Source organism: Aerolutibacter ruishenii (assembly GCF_007830115.1).
GTDB lineage: Bacteria > Pseudomonadota > Gammaproteobacteria > Xanthomonadales > Xanthomonadaceae > Aerolutibacter > Aerolutibacter ruishenii.
In genome coordinates, this window is sequence record NZ_VLKP01000001.1 from 103307 (window position 1) to 120786 (window position 17480).

At 68.8% G+C, this 17480-nt stretch carries 19 protein-coding genes and 1 tRNA gene; 4 read left to right on the forward strand and 16 right to left on the reverse strand.

Going from position 1 to position 17480, the window contains the following annotated elements; translation table 11 throughout:
- The first annotated feature begins 110 nt into the window (after positions 1–110).
- The 4 genes from recQ (at position 111) to IP93_RS00505 (ending at position 4125) form a co-directional block, all read left to right on the forward strand.
- Entirely contained in the window at positions 111–1922 is a 1812-nt protein-coding gene (recQ, locus tag IP93_RS00490; protein WP_144810948.1) for a DNA helicase RecQ, read from the forward strand.
- Between the two features lie 82 nt (positions 1923–2004).
- The gene (locus tag IP93_RS00495; RefSeq protein ID WP_144810950.1) at positions 2005–2595 is read left to right on the forward strand and encodes an RNA polymerase sigma factor; all 591 of its coding nucleotides are present in this window, start codon (positions 2005–2007) and stop codon (positions 2593–2595) included.
- Positions 2592–3209, forward strand: a complete 618-nt coding sequence (locus tag IP93_RS00500) for a hypothetical protein (protein WP_144810952.1) — start codon at positions 2592–2594, stop codon at positions 3207–3209. The genes IP93_RS00495 and IP93_RS00500 overlap by 4 nt, the downstream gene beginning before the upstream one ends.
- A gap of 13 nt (positions 3210–3222) precedes the next feature.
- Positions 3223–4125, forward strand: coding sequence for a DUF4097 family beta strand repeat-containing protein (locus IP93_RS00505; protein WP_144810954.1), 903 nt, complete (start codon positions 3223–3225; stop codon positions 4123–4125).
- Between the two features lie 6 nt (positions 4126–4131).
- On the opposite strand, the gene IP93_RS00510 is transcribed toward IP93_RS00505, so the two are convergent.
- From IP93_RS00510 to IP93_RS00585, 16 genes are all read right to left on the reverse strand, one after another.
- Positions 4132–4207 (reverse strand) — tRNA-Lys (locus IP93_RS00510).
- A gap of 102 nt (positions 4208–4309) precedes the next feature.
- A complete protein-coding gene (gene queC / locus IP93_RS00515; RefSeq protein WP_144810956.1) occupies positions 4310–5005 on the reverse strand; it encodes a 7-cyano-7-deazaguanine synthase QueC in 696 nt (231 codons plus the stop codon).
- 84 nt (positions 5006–5089) lie between these two features.
- Positions 5090–5767: a 7-carboxy-7-deazaguanine synthase QueE gene (gene queE, locus IP93_RS00520; protein WP_144810957.1), complete on the reverse strand. Its 678-nt coding sequence runs from the start codon at positions 5765–5767 to the stop codon at positions 5090–5092.
- A gap of 9 nt (positions 5768–5776) precedes the next feature.
- Positions 5777–6601 (reverse strand): tol-pal system protein YbgF, encoded by an 825-nt coding sequence (ybgF, locus tag IP93_RS00525; protein WP_144810959.1) that lies wholly within the window; start codon positions 6599–6601, stop codon positions 5777–5779.
- Between the two features lie 8 nt (positions 6602–6609).
- Positions 6610–7125, reverse strand: coding sequence for a peptidoglycan-associated lipoprotein (locus tag IP93_RS00530; protein ID WP_144810961.1), 516 nt, complete (start codon positions 7123–7125; stop codon positions 6610–6612).
- A 92-nt stretch (positions 7126–7217) separates the two neighbouring features.
- Entirely contained in the window at positions 7218–8543 is a 1326-nt protein-coding gene (gene tolB, locus IP93_RS00535) for a Tol-Pal system beta propeller repeat protein TolB (protein WP_144810962.1), read from the reverse strand.
- Positions 8544–8658: 115 nt separating this feature from the next.
- Positions 8659–9630: a cell envelope integrity protein TolA gene (tolA, locus tag IP93_RS00540; RefSeq protein ID WP_144810964.1), complete on the reverse strand. Its 972-nt coding sequence runs from the start codon at positions 9628–9630 to the stop codon at positions 8659–8661.
- Positions 9627–10067 (reverse strand): protein TolR, encoded by a 441-nt coding sequence (gene tolR / locus IP93_RS00545; protein ID WP_144810966.1) that lies wholly within the window; start codon positions 10065–10067, stop codon positions 9627–9629. Before tolR ends, tolA begins: the two co-directional genes overlap by 4 nt.
- 3 nt (positions 10068–10070) lie before the next feature.
- Complete coding sequence (gene tolQ, locus IP93_RS00550) at positions 10071–10862, reverse strand: protein TolQ (protein ID WP_144810968.1); 792 nt, start codon at positions 10860–10862, stop codon at positions 10071–10073.
- 99 nt (positions 10863–10961) lie between these two features.
- Positions 10962–11414: a tol-pal system-associated acyl-CoA thioesterase gene (gene ybgC, locus IP93_RS00555; RefSeq protein ID WP_144810969.1), complete on the reverse strand. Its 453-nt coding sequence runs from the start codon at positions 11412–11414 to the stop codon at positions 10962–10964.
- The gene (ruvB, locus tag IP93_RS00560) at positions 11404–12444 is read right to left on the reverse strand and encodes a Holliday junction branch migration DNA helicase RuvB (RefSeq protein WP_144810971.1); all 1041 of its coding nucleotides are present in this window, start codon (positions 12442–12444) and stop codon (positions 11404–11406) included. The genes ybgC and ruvB overlap by 11 nt, the downstream gene beginning before the upstream one ends.
- Before the next feature lie 100 nt (positions 12445–12544).
- Positions 12545–13540: an LLM class flavin-dependent oxidoreductase gene (locus IP93_RS00565; protein ID WP_144810973.1), complete on the reverse strand. Its 996-nt coding sequence runs from the start codon at positions 13538–13540 to the stop codon at positions 12545–12547.
- 74 nt (positions 13541–13614) lie between these two features.
- On the reverse strand, positions 13615–15534 hold the full coding sequence (locus IP93_RS00570; protein WP_144810975.1) for a potassium transporter Kup: 1920 nt from the start codon (positions 15532–15534) through the stop codon (positions 13615–13617).
- A gap of 43 nt (positions 15535–15577) precedes the next feature.
- A complete protein-coding gene (gene ruvA / locus IP93_RS00575; protein ID WP_144810977.1) occupies positions 15578–16168 on the reverse strand; it encodes a Holliday junction branch migration protein RuvA in 591 nt (196 codons plus the stop codon).
- Between the two features lie 4 nt (positions 16169–16172).
- Positions 16173–16700 carry a crossover junction endodeoxyribonuclease RuvC gene (gene ruvC / locus IP93_RS00580; RefSeq protein ID WP_144810978.1) on the reverse strand — a complete coding sequence of 176 codons (528 nt, stop codon included), beginning with the start codon at positions 16698–16700 and terminating at the stop codon, positions 16173–16175.
- 17 nt (positions 16701–16717) lie between these two features.
- Positions 16718–17458: a YebC/PmpR family DNA-binding transcriptional regulator gene (locus IP93_RS00585; protein ID WP_144810980.1), complete on the reverse strand. Its 741-nt coding sequence runs from the start codon at positions 17456–17458 to the stop codon at positions 16718–16720.
- Positions 17459–17480 lie beyond the last annotated feature (22 nt).

Sequence of the window (17480 nt, forward strand, 5' to 3'; positions counted from 1 at the left end):
CTCCTGACTCAACGCCACTGCTGGTTTTTTTTGAGAACGCGGCAAATTCCTACGTGACAGCGAGGGCCGCGCCGATAGGCGCGCTTGACCCGCTTGGTACCCTGTACGGCATGACCGACGACCGTGCCCTGCAGATCCTCAACACCGTGTTTGGCTACCCTGCGTTCCGTGGGGAGCAGGGGGAGATCGTCCGCCACGTGGGCGGGGGCGGCGATGCGCTGGTGCTGATGCCCACCGGCGGCGGCAAGTCGTTGTGCTACCAGATCCCGTCACTGCTGCGCGAGGGCTGCGGCATCGTGGTGTCGCCGCTGATCGCGCTGATGCAGGACCAGGTGGAGTCGCTGCGGCAGCTGGGGGTGCGGGCCGCGGTGCTCAATTCCACCCTCGATGCGGCCACCTCGGCCGAGGTCGAGCGCCAGTTGCTGGCCGGTGAATTGGACATGCTCTACGTGGCGCCGGAGCGGCTGCTGACCGCGCGCTGCCAGTCGTTGCTGGACCGGGCGAAGATCGCCCTGTTCGCCATCGACGAGGCGCACTGTGTGTCGCAGTGGGGCCACGACTTCCGCCCCGAGTACCGCCAACTCACCGTGCTGCACGAGCGCTGGCCGGACGTGCCGCGCATCGCGCTGACCGCCACCGCCGATGCCCCCACCCGGCGCGAGATCGTCGAGCGGCTGGCGCTGGAGGACGCGCGCACCTTCGTCAGTTCCTTCGACCGGCCCAACATCCGCTACCGGGTGGTGACCAAGGACGACGGCCGTCGCCAGCTGCAGGATTTCCTGGCCGAGCATCGCGGCGAGAGCGGCGTGGTCTACGCCTTCTCGCGCAAGCGGGTGGAGCAGGTGGCCGAGCAACTGGTGCTGGCCGGGTTCAACGCCCTGCCCTACCACGCCGGCATGGACGCGGCCACGCGCGCGGGCAACCAGCGGCGGTTCCTGCAGGAAGACGGCATCGTGATGGTGGCCACCATCGCCTTCGGCATGGGCATCGACAAGCCGGACGTGCGCTTCGTGGCGCACGTGGACCTGCCCAAATCGATCGAGGGCTATTACCAGGAAACCGGCCGCGCCGGCCGCGACGGCGGGCCGTCGGAGGCGTGGCTGTGCTACGGCCTGGGCGACATGGTCAGCCTGCGCCAGCTGATCGTGCAGTCCGAGGCCAGCGAGGAGCGCAAGCGGCTGGAGCTGGGCAAGCTGGATGCGTTGCTGGGCTATTGCGAGTCCACCGCCTGCCGCCACCAGGCGCTGGTCGGCTGGTTCGGCGAGGAACACCCGGGCCAGTGCGGCAATTGCGACAACTGCCTGAATCCACCGCAGAGCTGGGATGGCACCGAGGCCGCGCGCAAGGCGCTGTCGTGCGTGTACCGCACCGGCCAGCGCTTCGGGGTGGCGCACCTGATCGACGTGCTGCGCGGCGAGGCGTCGGACAAGGTGGGGCAGTACGGGCACGAGCGGCTCAGCGTGTTCGGCATCGGCTCGGACCTGGACGAGCGCACCTGGCGCAGCGTGTTCCGCCAGCTGGTGGCGCATGGCATCCTCGAAGCCGACGTCGAGCGCTTCGGCGCACTGCGCTTTACCGCCGCCAGCGGCCCGGTGCTCAAGGGCGAACGCGAGGTGCGGCTGCGCACCGAACCGCCACGCCCCAACCGGCGCAAGCGCACCGGCGACACCGTGGCCGCCTCGCTGGCCGACCTGGCGCCGGAGGCTCTGGTGCGCTTCAACTCCCTGCGCGAATGGCGCGCGAGTACCGCACGCGAGCAGAACGTGCCGGCCTACGTGATCTTCCACGACAGTACGCTTCGCGCGATTGCCGAAGCCGACCCGGGCGACCTGGACGAGCTGTCCACCATTGCCGGCGTGGGCACCAGCAAGCTCGACCGCTACGGCGAAGCCGTCCTGCAGCAGTTGTTCGACGCGGCATAGCGCGGGGACCGGGGGCCGGGGGCCGGTCACGGCTGGATGCAGCCGTTTAAACCCGCACGGACCCGACCGCATCCAAGCTGGCATGCTGACAAACGTGAGCACCGCCCTGCCCGATGCTGACCCCGCGCCCGCCACCGGGACGGACGACGATCGTCGCCAGGTCGCCGCGGCGGCCGGGGGCGACATGGTCGCCTTCGAAGCGCTGTACCGCCGCCACGTGGGCCGGGTGCACGGCGTCATCGCCCGCCTGGTGGGTGGCCACTGCGCCCGCGCCGAGGACCTGACCCAGGAGGCCTTCGTCCGCGCCTGGCAGGCCCTGCCCGCATTCCGTTTCGAAGCGGCGTTCACCACCTGGCTGCACCGGCTGGCGGTCAACACCGCGCTGATGGAACTGCGCAGCCGTCGAAGCCGTCCGCTGGAGGATGACGAAGACGCGCTGGACACCATCGGCCATCCGGACTCGGCCGGTCATGCCACTGCGCTGTCCATGGATCTGGGCCGCGCCGTCGCCAGCCTGCCGCCGCGTGCCCGGGCGGTGCTGGTCCTGTACGACATCGAAGGCTGGAAGCACGAGGAAATCGCCGCCGAACTGGGCATGGCCATCGGCAGCTCCAAGGCCCAGTTGCACCGCGCGCGCGGACTGCTCCGCGCGCGATTGGGAGAACCCGCATGACACACGACGCCGACCACAGCCACGACGACACCCACGAACTGCCCGACGCACTGCGCTGGCAGCTACGCGCGCTGCGCCAGGGCCAGGTCCCCACCCACGACCTGTGGACCGGCATCGCGCCGCGGCTGGTGGCGCGCACGGATGCACGCGCCGTCGAAGTTCGGTCGCCGGCCGTACCGGTCTCGCCGCGCTGGCGCGTGCCCGTGGCCCTTGCCGCCAGCGTCCTGGTGGCGGTGGGCACACTGGGGCTGCTCCGTTACGGCAGCCCCTCGGTCGACCAGCAGGCCGCATTGGCCGCCCGTGCGATGGACGCGACGACGCTTGCGATGACATCCGCCCGCGACCAGGGCGCGATTCAACGCCCCATTACCGCCGACACGCCGCTGGCCCTCGCCGAAGCGGAAGGCTTGCGCCGGCAGTACGAAGGCGCCATCCGCGAACTGGAAACCCGCCCCGGCAGCAACGCGGCCGATGCGGTCCTCCGCACCCTGGACCAGAGCGCGGAGCTGATCCTCGCCGCACTACGCCAGGCCCCTGATTCGACGCACCTGCTCGAACAACTGCGTCGCACCTACCAACGCCGCATCGAACTGATGCGGCTCCCCCTCGCCTGACGGAGGAACACCCATGTCCCGCCTTGCCATCCCCGCCCTTGCCATGGCCCTGACGCTCGCCCTGCCGGCGCTTGCGGCCACCCCCATCAACGAAACCCGCGCGCTGTCGCCCACGGGCGAGGTCGAGATCGAGAACCTCAAGGGCCGTATCGAGGTGCGCGTCTGGGACCGCGCCGAAGTCAAGATCGAAGGCAGCCTCGGCGAAGGCGTCGAACGGCTGGCCATCGAAGGCGGTCGCGACAAGCTGGCGGTGCGCGTGAAGTATCCCAGGCGTTCCGGCATGAACGGCAACAACAGCGAACCCACCCAGTTGCTACTGACGGTGCCGCGCCGGGCCAGCCTGGATATCGATTCCGTCTCGGCCGACATCGACGTGCAGGGCACGGCAGCCGACAAGCTGTCGGCCGATGCGGTCAGCGGTGACGTGCTCGTGATCGGCGCCCCGCGCAAGGCCGAGATCAACACCGTCAGCGGCGACCAGCAGCTGACCATCAATACCCGCGATGCCTCCGTCGACACCGTCAGCGGCGATGTGGCGCTGCGCGGCCGTTTCGACGGCGAGGTGGAGTTCAACAGCGTGTCCGGCAACGTCACCATCACCAACAACCGCGAGAACCCGGTGCGCAAGCTGAGCGGCTCCTCGGTGTCCGGCGACCTGACCCTGTCCACCTCGCTCGCCAGCGGCGGGGAGATCGAGGTGGACACGCTCAGCGGCGACCTGCGGCTCAGCCTGCCGCGCAATGTATCGGCCACGGTGACCGGCGAAAGTTTCAGCGGCGACCTGCGCGTGGAGGGTGCCCAGGTGCAGCGCCCGAAGCATGGCCCGGGCTCCAGCGTCAGCCACCGCTATGGCACGGGCGATGGCCGCATCGCCGTGGAAAGCTTCTCCGGCAGTGCGTCGGTGATCCTGGAGTGAGGCAGATGGTGGGTCGTGACGGATTCGAACCGTCGACCAGCGGATTAAAAGTCCGATGCTCTACCGACTGAGCTAACGACCCATCACGACCCGGCCTTGCGCCGGGTCGTGCATTCTAGCGCAGCAGCGTGCGGGATGCAGTCGCAACAGGCCCCGAGGACCATGCAGGCGACAGCCGAACGGATCAAGCGTACCGTGTCGGATCAGCCACGCCCGCCGCGGCGAAACCCTCCGCCCGCAACCGGCACGCATCGCAGTGCCCGCACGCGCGTCCGGCCTCGTCGGCCTTGTAGCACGACACCGTCTGCGCGAAATCCACGCCCAGGCGCTCGCCTTCGCGCACGATGTCGGCCTTGCTCATGAACTGCAGCGGGGCATGCACGCGCAGGCCCGCGCCTTCCACGCCGGCCTTGGTGGCCAGGTTGGCCAACCGCTCGAAGGCGGACACGAACTCCGGGCGGCAATCGGGGTAGCCCGAATAGTCCACCGCGTTGACGCCGCAGAAGATGTCGTTCGCGCCCAGCACCTCGGCCCAGCCCAGCGCGATCGACAGCATGATGGTGTTGCGCGCCGGCACGTAGGTCACCGGAATGGCGTCCTTGGCCGCGGCCTGCCCCACCGGGTGGCCGTCGGTGTCCAGCGGCACCTCGATGTCGTCGGTCAGCGCCGAACCGCCGATGCTGCGCAGGTCCACGTTGACCGTCTTGTGCGCCACCGCGCCCAATGACTTCGACACACGGCCGGCGGCATCCAGTTCGGAGGTGTGGCGCTGGCCGTAGCTGACGCTCAACGCGTGCACGGCAAAGCCCTGCTCGCGCGCGATGGCGATGACCACGGCGGAGTCCATGCCTCCGGACACCAGGACGACGGCCTTCTTCATTCGACACTCCCTAACGGCCGACTCTTCGCATCGACCAGAATTCACGGCCCCGGACCGTGCGGAACAGCATCACAACGACCGGGCTCAACGCCCCGGCTCGTCATTCCACAGGATCTTGTGCAACTGCAGCTGGAAGCGCACCGGCACCCGGTCGGCCACGATCCAGTCGGCCAGCGCGCTGGGATCCACCTGGCTGAAGCTGGGCGAGAACAGCACGTCGCAGGTCTCCGCCAGCCGCTGTGAGGCCACGACGCCCTTGGCCCACTCGTAGTCCTCGCGGCTGCAGATCACGAACTTGACCTGGTCGTGCGCGGTCAGCAGCGGCAGGTTGGACCACAGGTTGCGTTCCACCTCGCCCGAGCCCGGGGTCTTGATGTCCAGCACGCGCGACACGCGCAGGTCCACCGCACCGATGTCGATGGCGCCGGAGGTCTCCAGCGACACCTCGTAACCCTCGTCGCACAGGCGCCGCAGCAGTTCCACGCAACGCTTCTGCGCCAGCGGCTCGCCGCCGGTCACGCATACATGGCGCGCGCCGTACCGGGCCACTTCGTCCAGGATCGCGTCGAAGTCCCACCACTGGCCGCCATGGAAGGCGTAGGCGGTATCGCAGTACTGGCAGCGCAGCGGGCAGCCGGTCAGCCGCACGAACACGGTCGGCCAGCCGATGCTGCGCGACTCGCCCTGCAGCGACAGGAAGATTTCGGTCAACCGCAGCCGCTCGGGCGACGCCGCGGCCGCCTCGGGGGAAACGGTGCTCATGCGGGTATTTTAGCGCGAGCTGCCGAGCCGGCCGAGCTCGATCGCGCGCAGCCGGTCCTGGGCGACGCGCGCGCCGTCCGTCCCCGGGTACCGGGCCACCACCGCCGCGAACGTGCGCTCGGCGGCATCGAGCTGTTTCAGGCCCTGCTGGGCCAGGCCCTGCTTGAGCAGCCCGCCCGGGGCCTTGTCGTGGGTCGGGTAGCGCTCCACCAGCGCCCGGAACTGCTCCAGTGCCGGCGCGTAGTTCTGCGTGACGTAATAGCTTTCCCCCAGCCAGTACAGGGCGTTGGGTGCGTAGACGCCATTGGGGAACTGCTGCAGGAAGGCGAGGAACTGGCTCGAGGCGTCCGCGTAGCGGCCGTCCTTGAGCGTGGCGAAGGCGGCATCGTAGGCCGCGCGCTCGCCCGCACCTTCGCGCAGCTTGCCGGCGTCGCCGTAGACCGCCGGAGCGGCCTCGATCTGTGCCGGCCTGGTGGCCGACGCGGCACCCGGCGATGCGGTGGTGGCCGCAGCGCCGCCCTCCCGGACGGGCGCCGCGGGAGCCGCGCCGCCTTCCAGCCGGTTCAAGCGGTCGTCCAGGTCCAGGTACTGCCGCTTGCCCGACTCCTGCAGCTGCCGGGTCAGTTGCTGCAGCTCCTCGACCTGCGCGCGCAGCGCCTGCACTTCCGACTTGAGCTGGTTCACTTCGTTGAGCAGGGCGATGTTGGCCTGGTTGTCACCCGCCCGCTGCTCCAGGATCGCCACCCGGTCGGCCAGGCTGGCACGCTGCGCCAACACCGGGGTGGCGGCCACGAGGGCCGCCACCAGGGTTGCACCGACCAGAAGTCCGCGCATGCCGATCATCACTTGGTGGTGTAGATGATCTCGACACGGCGGTTCTTGGCCCAGCAGTCCTCGTTGGACTCGGTGCACACCGGCATTTCCTCACCGGAGCTGTTCACCATCTGCTGGCTGGCCGAACCACCGTTGGCCTGCAGCGCCGACGACACGGCATTGCCACGGCGCTCGCCCAGGCCCAGGTTGTACTCGCGGCTGCCGCGCTCGTCGGCGTGGCCCTGCAGGGTCATGCGCGAGCTCGGACGGTCACGCAGGTACTTGGCGTGGCAGCCCACGGCGGCCTGGAACTCCGGACGCAGCACGTCTTGGTCGAAGTCGAAGTAGATCACGCGCTGGCGCAGGCAGGCGTCGCTGTCCAGGTCGGCCGGACCGTACAGGCCCGGGGTCGTCGCGGGCTGGGTGACCGGCGCGGTCTCGACCGGGGTGGTGTCGGCCGGCGGGGCCTCCTTCACCTTCTTCGAGCAGGCAACGGCGGCCGTGCAGAGCACGGCGGCGAGGACGATACGGGCGGTGCTGTTCATGATGACTCCTGGTCAGAACATGGTGCGGGTGGATTGGGCCGGGCCCTCTGGCCCAACCGGTAGAAACGGGGTGTCTCAGGCGTCCATGCCCCTCATTGCGCCGCCTGGGCCCGGAACGGACCCCAGGCCGGTTCCCGGACGTCGCCGCCCGACAGGACCAGACGCTGCCGGACGCGGGCATCAGCCGACACGGCGTACAGTACGCCGCGGCGCCCCTCGCGTGCCGCGTACAGCACCATCGAGGCATTGGGCGCGAAGCTGGGCGACTCGTCCAGCGAACCGGGCGACAGCGTACTCCAACGCGGCGTGCCAAAGCTGGCATCCATCAGCGCCACGCGGTAGTTGTTGCCCGCACCCTGCGCGGTCGCGATCTTCTTGCCGTCGGCCGACACCGTGGCGCTGGCGTTGTAGCTGCCCTGGAAGGTCACCCGGCTGGCGCTGCCGCCGCTGGCGGAGACCTGGTAGATCTGCGGGCGGCCACCCCGGTCGGAAGTGAAGTACACGCTGCCGCCGTCCGCGTTCCACACCGGTTCGGTGTCGATGCCGAAGTGGTTGGTCAGCTGGGTCAGCGCTCGGCTGCCCAGGTCCATCACGTAGATCTCCGGATTGCCGCTGCGCGACAGCGTCATCGCCATGCGCCGGCCGTCGGGCGAGAACGCGGGCGCACCGTTGATCCCGCGGTAGCGGGCAATCGATTCGCGCTGTCCGGTGTTGATGTCCTGCACGAAGATCGTGGAGCTTCCGTTCTCGAAGGTGACGTAGGCCAGGCGGTTGCCGTCCGGGCTCCACGAGGGCGACAGGATCGGCTCGGACGAGTTGACCACGGCCTGCGGGTTGTAGCCATCGCTGTCGGCGACCAGCAACGCATAACGTGCCCCGGCGCCCACGCCCGAAGCAGTCACGTACGCGATGCGGGTGAAGAACGCGCCGCGCACGCCGAGGATCTTCTCGTACACCGCATCGGCGATCTGGTGGGCCACGTCGCGCAGGGCGCTGCCGCGCGCGGTCATCGCAAAACCGAGCAGCCGCTGCTGCTTGGCCACGTCGAACAGTTCGTATTCCACCCGGTAGCTGCCCATGCCGCCGTCAAGCACCCGGCCGACCAGCAGGAAGTCCTGGTTGAGGGCCCGCCAGGTGGGGTAATTGACCTCGCTGCCGCGGGTGGGCCGCTCCACCAGGTCGCGGTCCGGCAGGCCACGGAACTGACCCGAGCGCTCCAGGTCGGCCCGCACCACCTGCGCGACATCGGTCTCCGGCGTCCCCGCGCTGCCCTGGTAAGGCATGGGGACCACGGCGATCGGCAGTGCGGCGGCATTGCCGCCGATCACGTCGATTTCCAGACCCTGCTGCTGCGCAGTGGCGGCGAAGGGCAGCAGGAGGGCGAGCAACGCGGCCCACCAGGGGGTGTTTCGATTCATCGGCAAGTCCATCGGGGGGAACCTGAACAGTCTTAACAGCTTGGCTGTGAACGCGGCCTCAAAGCTGAACGGATACCGAACACGGCCGCTCCGGGTGCCAGGAGCGCGGGTGCGGTCAACGGTCCTGGGCGCGGAAATTGATGGTCAGGTTACGGTTGAAGACCGTCTCGAAGCCGGCATACGGCAACGGATCGGCCTTCAGCACCGCACGCTTGATCGACTCCTGGCCGGCCTCGTCGTAGGCGCAGGGTGAAGTGACCTGCACGTCCATGACGTTGCCGCCTGGCAACTGGCGGATGACGAGGCGGCAAGGCGCGCCTGCCGGCACCGATTCCGGGCGGGTCCACTTGGCGTTGATGGCGGCCTGCAGCGCTGCGATGTACTGGGCAAGCAGCCCCTGGTCCACGCCCCCGCTGCCCGCACGTGCCCCGCTGGCGCTGGCATCCGCGCGCGCGGCCTGCTCCGAGGCCGCTGCCGCGCGCGCGTCGGCGATGCGCTGCAACTCGGCCTGGGCCACCTTGGCGTCACGGGCCGCGAGCGCCTTCAGGCGTTTGATTTCGGCCAACTGCTTCTGGCGTTCCTGCTCCTGCCGGGCCAGGCGCTGCCTGCGCTCGGCCTCTTCCTGGCGCTTCTGTTCGGTCAGGTCCACCTGCTCCTGGCGGCGCTTGGCTTCCTGCACCCTGGTCTCGGTGGCGGGCGTTGGCGTCGGACGGTCCACCACCGCGTCCTGGTTGCGCTCGTCGGGATTGACCAGCAGCTCCTGCGGCGCGCTCTGCCGCGGCGCCACCTCTTCCTGCGGCACCGGCTCGGGCAAGGGTTGTGGCACGGGCGCCTCCTCCTCCTCGACCGGTTCGGGCAGCGGCTGGGACTCGGCGACCGGCTCGGGGCGATTGGCCAGCGTGCGTTGCATCGCCCGCGACAGGTCGCTGGCGTCCACCAGCTCGGCCGACACCGGCGACCCCGCCGCGGACGGCGGTCGCTGCGCCTTGGTCCACCACAGGCCCGCGAACATCACCAGGAGCACCAGCGCATGCAACAGCACCGCCAGTCCGATCGCGCGCGAGGTATCGGCGCGGGTTTCCCTCATTGCGCGGCGCCCTGCTTGGGCTGGCTCATCAGGCCCACCTTCTCCACGCCGGCGCGCTGCAGCAGCACCATCGCATCCATCACCCGCTGGTAGTTGGCGGTGGCGTCACCGGCCACGTATACCGCGGCCTTGGGGTCCTGGTTGACGATGGCGCGCAGCTTGGCTTCCAGCGCCTGCGCAGTGACGGCTTCGTTGCTGCCCGCCTCCACCGCCAGGAACAGGTTGCCGTCGCGGTCCACGCTGACCACGATCGGGTCCTTCTTCTCCTGGATCGACTTGGCGTCCGATTGCGGCAGGTCGATGTCCACGCCCAGGTTGAGCAGCGGCGCGGTGACCATGAAGATGATCAGCAGCACCAGCATCACGTCGATGTAGGGAACGACGTTGATCTCGGCCTTGAGCTTGCGCTTGCGGCGACGCCCGGTTGTACCCGCCATCGATCAGGCCTCGTCGAGTTGCGACTGGCGCTGCAGGATCGAGGAGAACTCCTCGGAGAACGCGTCATAACGCACGGCGATGCGCTCGACCTTGGTGGCGAAGCGGTTGTACGCCCACACCGCCGGGATCGCGGCGAACAGGCCCATCGCGGTGGCCACCAGCGCTTCGGAAATACCCGGCGCCACGGTGGCGATGGTCGCTTCCTTCAGCTGCGCCAGGCCCTGGAACGAGATCATGATGCCCCACACCGTGCCGAACAGGCCGATGTACGGGCTGATGGAGCCGACGTTGGCGAGGAACTCCAGGTTGTGCTCCAACCCATCGATCTCGCGCGAGGTGGTGGCGCGCATGGCGCGCTGCGCGCCTTCCAGCTGGATGCGCGGGTCGGCGCCCTTGCGCTGGCGCACGCGGTTGAACTCGCGGAAACCGGCTTCGAAGATCGCCTCCATGCCGCCGACGTCGCGGCTGCGCTCGGTCGCGCCGGCGTACAGCTTGGACAGCTCGGCGCCCGACCAGAAGCGTTCCTCGAAGTGCTCGGCTTCCTTGGCGGCGCGATCGAGCACCGACTTCTTGCGGAAGATGATCGCCCACGAGGCGATGGACGCCAGAAGCAGGATCGCCATCACCAGCTGCACCGGCAGGCTGGCGTGCAGGATCAGCTGCAGCAGGTTGAGGCCATTGTCGCCCGCGGCGGCGGCACCCACGGTACTGGCGACATCCGCCACCGTGCTGGCAGGGGCCTCCTCAGGCAGAGCTTCGGCGGTGGCCTGCAGCGCGGTCAACAGATACGTCATTGCTCGATTCTCCGTGCCCCGTGGGGCCTGACAGGCGCGGTGCGGTGCGCGCCGACGGTGGTTCCGGGTTGTGTGTTGCATGCGGCCTTGCGGCCTGCACTACGGGTTGGTCTGCAGCGGATCGTCCGGCTGTTGTTCCGGCAGATGCGCCTGCAGCTGACCCAGTAGCGGCTGCGGGATGCCCCGTGGCCGGAAGCTGTCGGCATGCAGCGCGGCGATCCGGACCTGCGCGGTGACCAGCAGTTCATCGCCACGGCGGATGGACTGCGCGAACACCATGCTGGCCTTGCGGCACTCCTGCACCGCCGCGGTGATGGACAGTGCATCGTCCAACCGCGCCGGCTTCAGGAAGTCGATCTCCATCGCACGCACCACGAACACCAGACCGTATTCGTTGCGCAACAGTTCCTGCCCATAGCCCTGCGCGCGCATCCATTCGGTGCGCGCGCGTTCCATGAAGGCCAGGTACTGCGCGTGGTAGACCACGCCTCCTGCGTCGGTATCTTCCCAGTAAACGCGTGCAGGCCAACTGAACAAAGGCTCAACCGCCATCGCCGTCACCTTCGAAAAGCCCACCCGTTCCCGTTTTCGGCTTCAGCCCGATGTGGCGGTATGCCTTGGCGGTGGCCATGCGGCCACGCGCGGTGCGGATCAGGTAGCCCTGCTGGATCAGGTACGGCTCGATCACGTCCTCCAGCGTGCCGCGCTCCTCGCTGAGGGCGGCGGCCAGCGACTCCACGCCGACCGGGCCACCGTCGAACGACTCGATGATGGTACGGACCAGGCGGCGATCGAGGTCATCGAAGCCCTGCGGGTCGACCTTGAGCATGGCCATGGCCGCATCGGCGGCGTCACGGGTGATGCCGCCACCGGTCTTGACCTGGGCGTAGTCGCGCACGCGGCGCAGCAGGCGGTTGGCGATGCGCGGAGTGCCACGCGAGCGCTTGGCGATCTCCGCCGCGCCCTCGGGTTCGCAGGCGATGCCGAGGATCTGCGCCGAACGGCGCACGATGCGGGTCAGTTCCTCGGCGTCGTAGAACTCCAGGCGCTGCACGATGCCGAAGCGGTCGCGCAGCGGCGCGGTCAGCAGGCCGGCGCGGGTGGTGGCGCCGATCAGGGTGAACGGCGGCAGGTCCAGCTTGATCGAGCGCGCGGCCGGGCCTTCGCCGATCATGATGTCGATCTGGAAGTCCTCCATCGCCGGGTACAGCACCTCCTCGATCGCGGGCGAAAGGCGGTGGATCTCATCGACGAACAGCACGTCGTGCGGCTGCAGGTTGGTCAGCAGCGCCGCGAGGTCACCGGCCTTCTCGATCACCGGGCCGGAGGTCTGGCGCAGGTTGACGCCCAGTTCGTTGGCGATGACGTGGCTGAGGGTGGTCTTGCCCAGGCCCGGCGGGCCGAAGATCAGCACGTGGTCGAGCGCCTCGCCACGGCCCTTGGCGGCCTCGATGTAGATCTTCATCTGCTCGCGGACCGGTACCTGGCCGAGGTACTCGTCCAGCCGCTTGGGACGGATGGAGGCTTCGATCGCTTCGTCTTCGCGGGTGGCGCCGGGGGCGATGATGCGGGGGTCGTTCATCGGGCTATGTTCGCATGCCCCGCCGCCGACCGGCACCGCCCGCACCGCCCTGGGTGGGCCGCAGCGAAGCCCGGGAACGGCGGCGGGCGAGGCCCGCCACTCATGCGACGCCGGTGAACGCCTCGCTGGCCAGCCGGAAGGAGTGCTTGCGCGCCTCATGGTCGAAGATGTTGCCGGTCAGCATCAATTCGTCGGGGCGATGGCGCTGGACGAAATCGGCGATACCCTCGCGCAGGTCCCGGGCGTCGCCGACCACGCTGCATGCCAGCGCCTGCATGGCCGTCGCCTTTTCCGCAGGCGTGCAGATCGCATCGATATCGTCGATGGGCGGCGGGACCAGTCCCTGCTCCCCGCGCCGCAGGCGCACGAATGTCTGCTGCAGGGTAGTGAACAGGCGCGTCGCCTCGGCACGGGTGTCGGCGCCGATCACGTTCATGGCCAGCATCGCATGCGGTTGCTTCAGGCGCGCCGACGGGCGGAAATCGCGGTGGTACAGGGCCATCGCCTCCTCCATCGCCGCCGGCGCGAAATGCGAGGCGAACGAGTACGGCAGGCCCAGCGCCGCTGCCAGGCGCGCGCCGAACAGGCTGGAGCCAAGGATCCACACCGGCACCTCCAGACCCGCACCGGGCACGGCCTGCACCGCCTGTCCGGGCTGCACCGGCCCGAAGTAGTGCAGCACCTCCTGCACGTCCTGGGGGAACGCATCGGCGCTGTCGTGATAGCGCCGCAGGGCACGCGCGGTGGCATGGTCGGTGCCTGGGGCGCGCCCCAGGCCCAGGTCGATGCGGCCGGGATACAGCGAGGCCAGGGTGCCGAACTGCTCGGCCACCTGCAGCGGCGCGTGGTTGGGCAGCATCACCCCACCGGCACCGACCCGGATGCTGGACGTGCCGCCAGCGACGTGGCCGATCAACACCGCCGTGGCGGCGCTGGCGATGCCCGGCATGTTGTGGTGCTCGGCCAGCCAGTAACGCGTGTAGCCCAGCGATTCGGCGTGCCGGGCCAGGTCCAGCGCATTGGCGAACGCCTGCGCGGGCGTGCCGCCCTCGGTAACCGGGGCCAGGTCGAGCAGGGAGTACGGGATCGTGGTCATCCCACCCAGATGCCGGCGGCGGCGGCGGGATTCAAGGCCGGGCCGCGCTACCACGCGATGGCATCGCGCCGGCCTCAGATCTCGACCTGCGCCCCCAGCTCCACCAGCCGGTTGCCGGGAATCCGGAAGAATCCGGTCGCCGGTGCCGCGTTGCGGTGCATGAAAGCGAACAGCCGGTCGCGCCACACCGGCATGCCGCGATGGGCACTGGCCACCACCGTCTCGCGGCTGGCGAAATAGGTGGTGTCCATCGGGTCGAAATAAATGCCGTCCTGGTCGCACGAGCGCATCAGCGCCAGCGGCACATCCGGGGTTTCCATGAAGCCGAACCGGACCAGCACGCGATGGAAGTCCTCGCCGATGGCATCGATCTTCAACCGCTTGTCCTTCGGCGCGTACGGCACCGTCAGCGTCTCCACGGTCAGGAACACGTTGCGCTCGTGCAGCACCTTGTTGTGCTTGAGGTTGTGCAGCAACGCATGCGGCACCACCCCGGTCTGCGCGGTCATGAATACCGCCGTGCCCGGTACGCGCACCGGCGGCGCCAGCATCAGGCCGGGCAGGAACGTATCCAGCTGGATGCCTTCCTTCTGGATCTCGGCGTGCAGCAGCTCGCGGCCTCGGCGCCAGGTGCGCAGCAGGGTGAACACGATCAGGCCCAGCATCACCGGGAACCAGGCCCCATCAAAGAACTTGGCGCCGTTGGCGATCACGAAACCCACGTCGACGATGAAGAACACCACGCAAAGCGGCAGCACCCACATGCGCCAGCGCGGCCACAGTGCATACGCGACCAGGGCCAGCAGCAGGGTGTCGATCAGCATCGTCGCCGATACCGAAATGCCATAGGCCGAGGCCAGTGCGGTGGAACTGCGGAACATCAGCACCACCGCGAACACGGCGATCATCAGCATCCAGTTGATGTAGGGGATGTAGATCTGGCCGATCGTGGCACTGGAGGTGTGCTTGATGCCCATGCGCGGGATATACCCCAGCTGCATGGCCTGTCGCGCTACCGAGTACGCGCCGGTAATCACTGCCTGCGACGCAATGACCGCCGCCGCGGTGGCCAGCACGATCATCGGGTAAAGCGCCCAGCGGGGCACCGACTCGTAGAACGGGTTGATCACCGCCTCCGGGTGACCGAGGACGAACGCCCCCTGCCCCAGGTAGTTCAGCATCAGGCTGGGCAGGACAAGGATGTACCAGCCATAGCGGATCGGTCGCGCGCCGAAATGGCCCATGTCGGCATAAAGCGCCTCGCCGCCGGTGACGGCCAGCACCACCACGCCCAGGATCAGCACCGAGTGCGAACCATGTTCCCAGAAGAAGCGAGCGCCCCACATCGGATTCAACGCCTTGAGCACCTCCGGTCCCTGCATGATGTTGTGGATGCCGATGGCTGCCAGCGCCAGGAACCACACGCAGGTGATGGGGCCGAAGACGCGCCCGACCTTCTCGGTGCCATAGCGCTGCGCGATGAACACCGCCAGCAGGATCACCAGTGAAGCCGGCACGATGAACCGGTGCAGCCCGGGAGCGGCCACCTCCAGGCCTTCGACCGCGCCGAGCACGGTGATGGCCGGGGTGATGACGCTGTCGCCGAAGAACAGCGAGGCGCCGAAAATGCCGAGGATGCCGATGACGTAGGCCGCCTTGCCGCCCTTGGGCAGCGTGCGCTGCGCCAGCGTCATCAGCGCCATGATGCCGCCCTCGCCGTCGTTGTCGGCGCGCATGATGATGCTGACGTACTTGAGCGTCACCACGATCATCAGCGCCCAGAACACCAGCGACAGGATGCCCAGCACGGTGTCGTGGTTGCCCACCAGGCCGAAGTGCGGCGAGAACGCCTCCTTCAACGTGTACAGCGGGCTGGTACCGATGTCACCAAAGACGACGCCGATGGCGCCGACGACGAGACCGGCCAGCCCCTGCTTGCCGTGACCGTTGGAGGTGTCGTGCGATGCCGGGGTGGCGGGAACGGTGGAGGCCATGGAAGGGTCTGCTTGGAGGGCGGCCATTCGGGCCGCCGACAGGTCAGCGAAGGGCGGACTTTAGCGCTTTACGGATGATGGTGGCGGCATCGTCGCCGGCTTCGGTGGCGTCGCGCGCCATGCGGGCGGCTTCGGCCGGCTTGTAGCCCAGCTGCTGCAGGGCGATGACCGCCTCGGACTGGGCGTCGGCGGGGGCGCCGGGTGCATTGAGCGTGGTGCCGGCGCCGGCCAGGTCGGCGGCGCGGTCGCGCAGTTCCACCACCATGCGCTCGGCGGTCTTCTTGCCGATGCCGGGGATGCGGGTCAGCGCGGTGATGTCGCCGGCCTGCACCAGCCGCGCGAACTCGTCGACGGACACGCCGGACAGCACGGCCAGCGCGATCTTCGCGCCAATGCCGGTGACCTTCTGCACGTCGCGGAACAGGCGCCGCTCGGCCTCGCGCAGGAAGCCGTACAGCGACACGCTGTCCTCCTTCTGCGCGTAGTGGGTGAACAGCGCCACCTCGCGGCCGAGGTCGGGCAGGTCGTAGAAGGTACTCATCGGCGCCTCCAGCTCGTAACCCACGCCGTGCACGTCCACCACCAGCCATGGCGGCTGCTTGTGGACCAGGGTGCCCTTGAGGCGTCCGATCATGCGGTCATGCTCCCTTGCGGCGCAGCAGCGCGGTGGCCACGCCGGTGCGCGCGGCGGTTTCGCGCATGTGCGCGTGGGTCAGGGCGATGGCCAGCGCGTCGGCCGCGTCGGCCTGCAGCTTCATCGCGGGCAGGTTCAGCAGCAGGCGCACCATGTGCTGCACCTGCTCCTTGTCGGCGGCGCCGCGGCCGACCAGCGACTGCTTGACCACGCGCGGGCCGTATTCGGCGATCGGCACTTTGCGCCGCACCACCGTGGCCAGCGCGGCGCCGCGGGCGTGGCCCAGCTTCAGCGCCGAGGTCGCGGACTTGTCCATGAACACGCTTTCGATGGCCACTTCCTGCGGCTGCCACTCGTCCAGCACGCGCTCCAGGCCTTCGCACAACAGGCCCAGCCGCGACGGGAAATCCTCGGCGTCGAGCAGCACCAGCGCCTCGCAGTGCACGTAGGTGCAGCGGCCGCCGGGCGCGACATCGATGATGCCCACGCCGGTGCGCTGCGAACCCGGGTCGATGCCGAGGATGCGGGTCACGGGATTGGCCTGCGCCGTCAGGCGTAGGCGTCCTCGCCCAGGTCGGCGTTGGAGTAGACGTTCTGCACGTCGTCCAGATCTTCCAGCCAGTCGAGCAGCTTGGCCACCTGCTGCGCGGTCTCGCCCGCGACGGCGATGTCGTTGTCGGCGCGGTAGGTGACTTCGGACTGGTCGGCCTTCAGGCCCGCGGCGTCCATCGCCTCCTTCACGCTGGCGAACGCGTCGGGCGCGGTCAGCACGTCGATCGAGCCATCCTCCGGATACACCACGATGTCATCGGCGCCAGCCTCGATCGCGGCCTCGGTGACCTGCTCCTCGTTGGCGCCGGGTGCGAAGCTGAGCACGCCGGTCTTCTTGAACATGAAGGCGACCGAACCATCGGTGCCCAGGTTGCCGCCGAACTTGCCGAAGGCGTGGCGCACGTCGGCCACCGTGCGGACCTTGTTGTCGGTCAGGCAGTCGACGATGACGGCCACGCCGCCCGGGGCGTAGCCCTCGTAGCGGATTTCCTCGTAGCTGATGCCTTCCAGCTCGCCGGTGGCTTTCTTGATGGCGCGCTCGACCACGTCCTTGGACATGTTGGCGTCCAGCGCCTTGTCGATGGCCACGCGCAGGCGCGGGTTGTTGCCCGGGTCACCACCGCTGCTGCGGGCGGCCACGGAGATTTCACGGATGATCTTGGTGAACATCTTGCCGCGCTTGGCGTCTTGTGCGCCCTTGCGGTGCTGGATGTTGGCCCACTTGGAATGGCCGGCCATAGGGTTCTGCGGTCCTGGATGG

What these genes read in the sequence shown, in the direction of transcription:
- recQ (WP_144810948.1), top strand. Translation starts at nt 111, where the DNA reads ATGACCGACGACCGTGCCCTGCAGATCCTCAACACCGTGTTTGGCTAC.
- IP93_RS00495 (WP_144810950.1), top strand. Translation starts at nt 2,005, where the DNA reads ATGCTGACAAACGTGAGCACCGCCCTGCCCGATGCTGACCCCGCGCCC.
- IP93_RS00500 (WP_144810952.1), top strand. Translation starts at nt 2,592, where the DNA reads ATGACACACGACGCCGACCACAGCCACGACGACACCCACGAACTGCCC.
- IP93_RS00505 (WP_144810954.1), top strand. Translation starts at nt 3,223, where the DNA reads ATGTCCCGCCTTGCCATCCCCGCCCTTGCCATGGCCCTGACGCTCGCC.
- queC (WP_144810956.1), bottom strand. Translation starts at nt 5,005, where the DNA reads ATGAAGAAGGCCGTCGTCCTGGTGTCCGGAGGCATGGACTCCGCCGTG.
- queE (WP_144810957.1), bottom strand. Translation starts at nt 5,767, where the DNA reads ATGAGCACCGTTTCCCCCGAGGCGGCCGCGGCGTCGCCCGAGCGGCTG.
- ybgF (WP_144810959.1), bottom strand. Translation starts at nt 6,601, where the DNA reads ATGCGCGGACTTCTGGTCGGTGCAACCCTGGTGGCGGCCCTCGTGGCC.
- IP93_RS00530 (WP_144810961.1), bottom strand. Translation starts at nt 7,125, where the DNA reads ATGAACAGCACCGCCCGTATCGTCCTCGCCGCCGTGCTCTGCACGGCC.
- tolB (WP_144810962.1), bottom strand. Translation starts at nt 8,543, where the DNA reads ATGAATCGAAACACCCCCTGGTGGGCCGCGTTGCTCGCCCTCCTGCTG.
- tolA (WP_144810964.1), bottom strand. Translation starts at nt 9,630, where the DNA reads ATGAGGGAAACCCGCGCCGATACCTCGCGCGCGATCGGACTGGCGGTG.
- tolR (WP_144810966.1), bottom strand. Translation starts at nt 10,067, where the DNA reads ATGGCGGGTACAACCGGGCGTCGCCGCAAGCGCAAGCTCAAGGCCGAG.
- tolQ (WP_144810968.1), bottom strand. Translation starts at nt 10,862, where the DNA reads ATGACGTATCTGTTGACCGCGCTGCAGGCCACCGCCGAAGCTCTGCCT.
- ybgC (WP_144810969.1), bottom strand. Translation starts at nt 11,414, where the DNA reads ATGGCGGTTGAGCCTTTGTTCAGTTGGCCTGCACGCGTTTACTGGGAA.
- ruvB (WP_144810971.1), bottom strand. Translation starts at nt 12,444, where the DNA reads ATGAACGACCCCCGCATCATCGCCCCCGGCGCCACCCGCGAAGACGAA.
- IP93_RS00565 (WP_144810973.1), bottom strand. Translation starts at nt 13,540, where the DNA reads ATGACCACGATCCCGTACTCCCTGCTCGACCTGGCCCCGGTTACCGAG.
- IP93_RS00570 (WP_144810975.1), bottom strand. Translation starts at nt 15,534, where the DNA reads ATGGCCTCCACCGTTCCCGCCACCCCGGCATCGCACGACACCTCCAAC.
- ruvA (WP_144810977.1), bottom strand. Translation starts at nt 16,168, where the DNA reads ATGATCGGACGCCTCAAGGGCACCCTGGTCCACAAGCAGCCGCCATGG.
- IP93_RS00585 (WP_144810980.1), bottom strand. Translation starts at nt 17,458, where the DNA reads ATGGCCGGCCATTCCAAGTGGGCCAACATCCAGCACCGCAAGGGCGCA.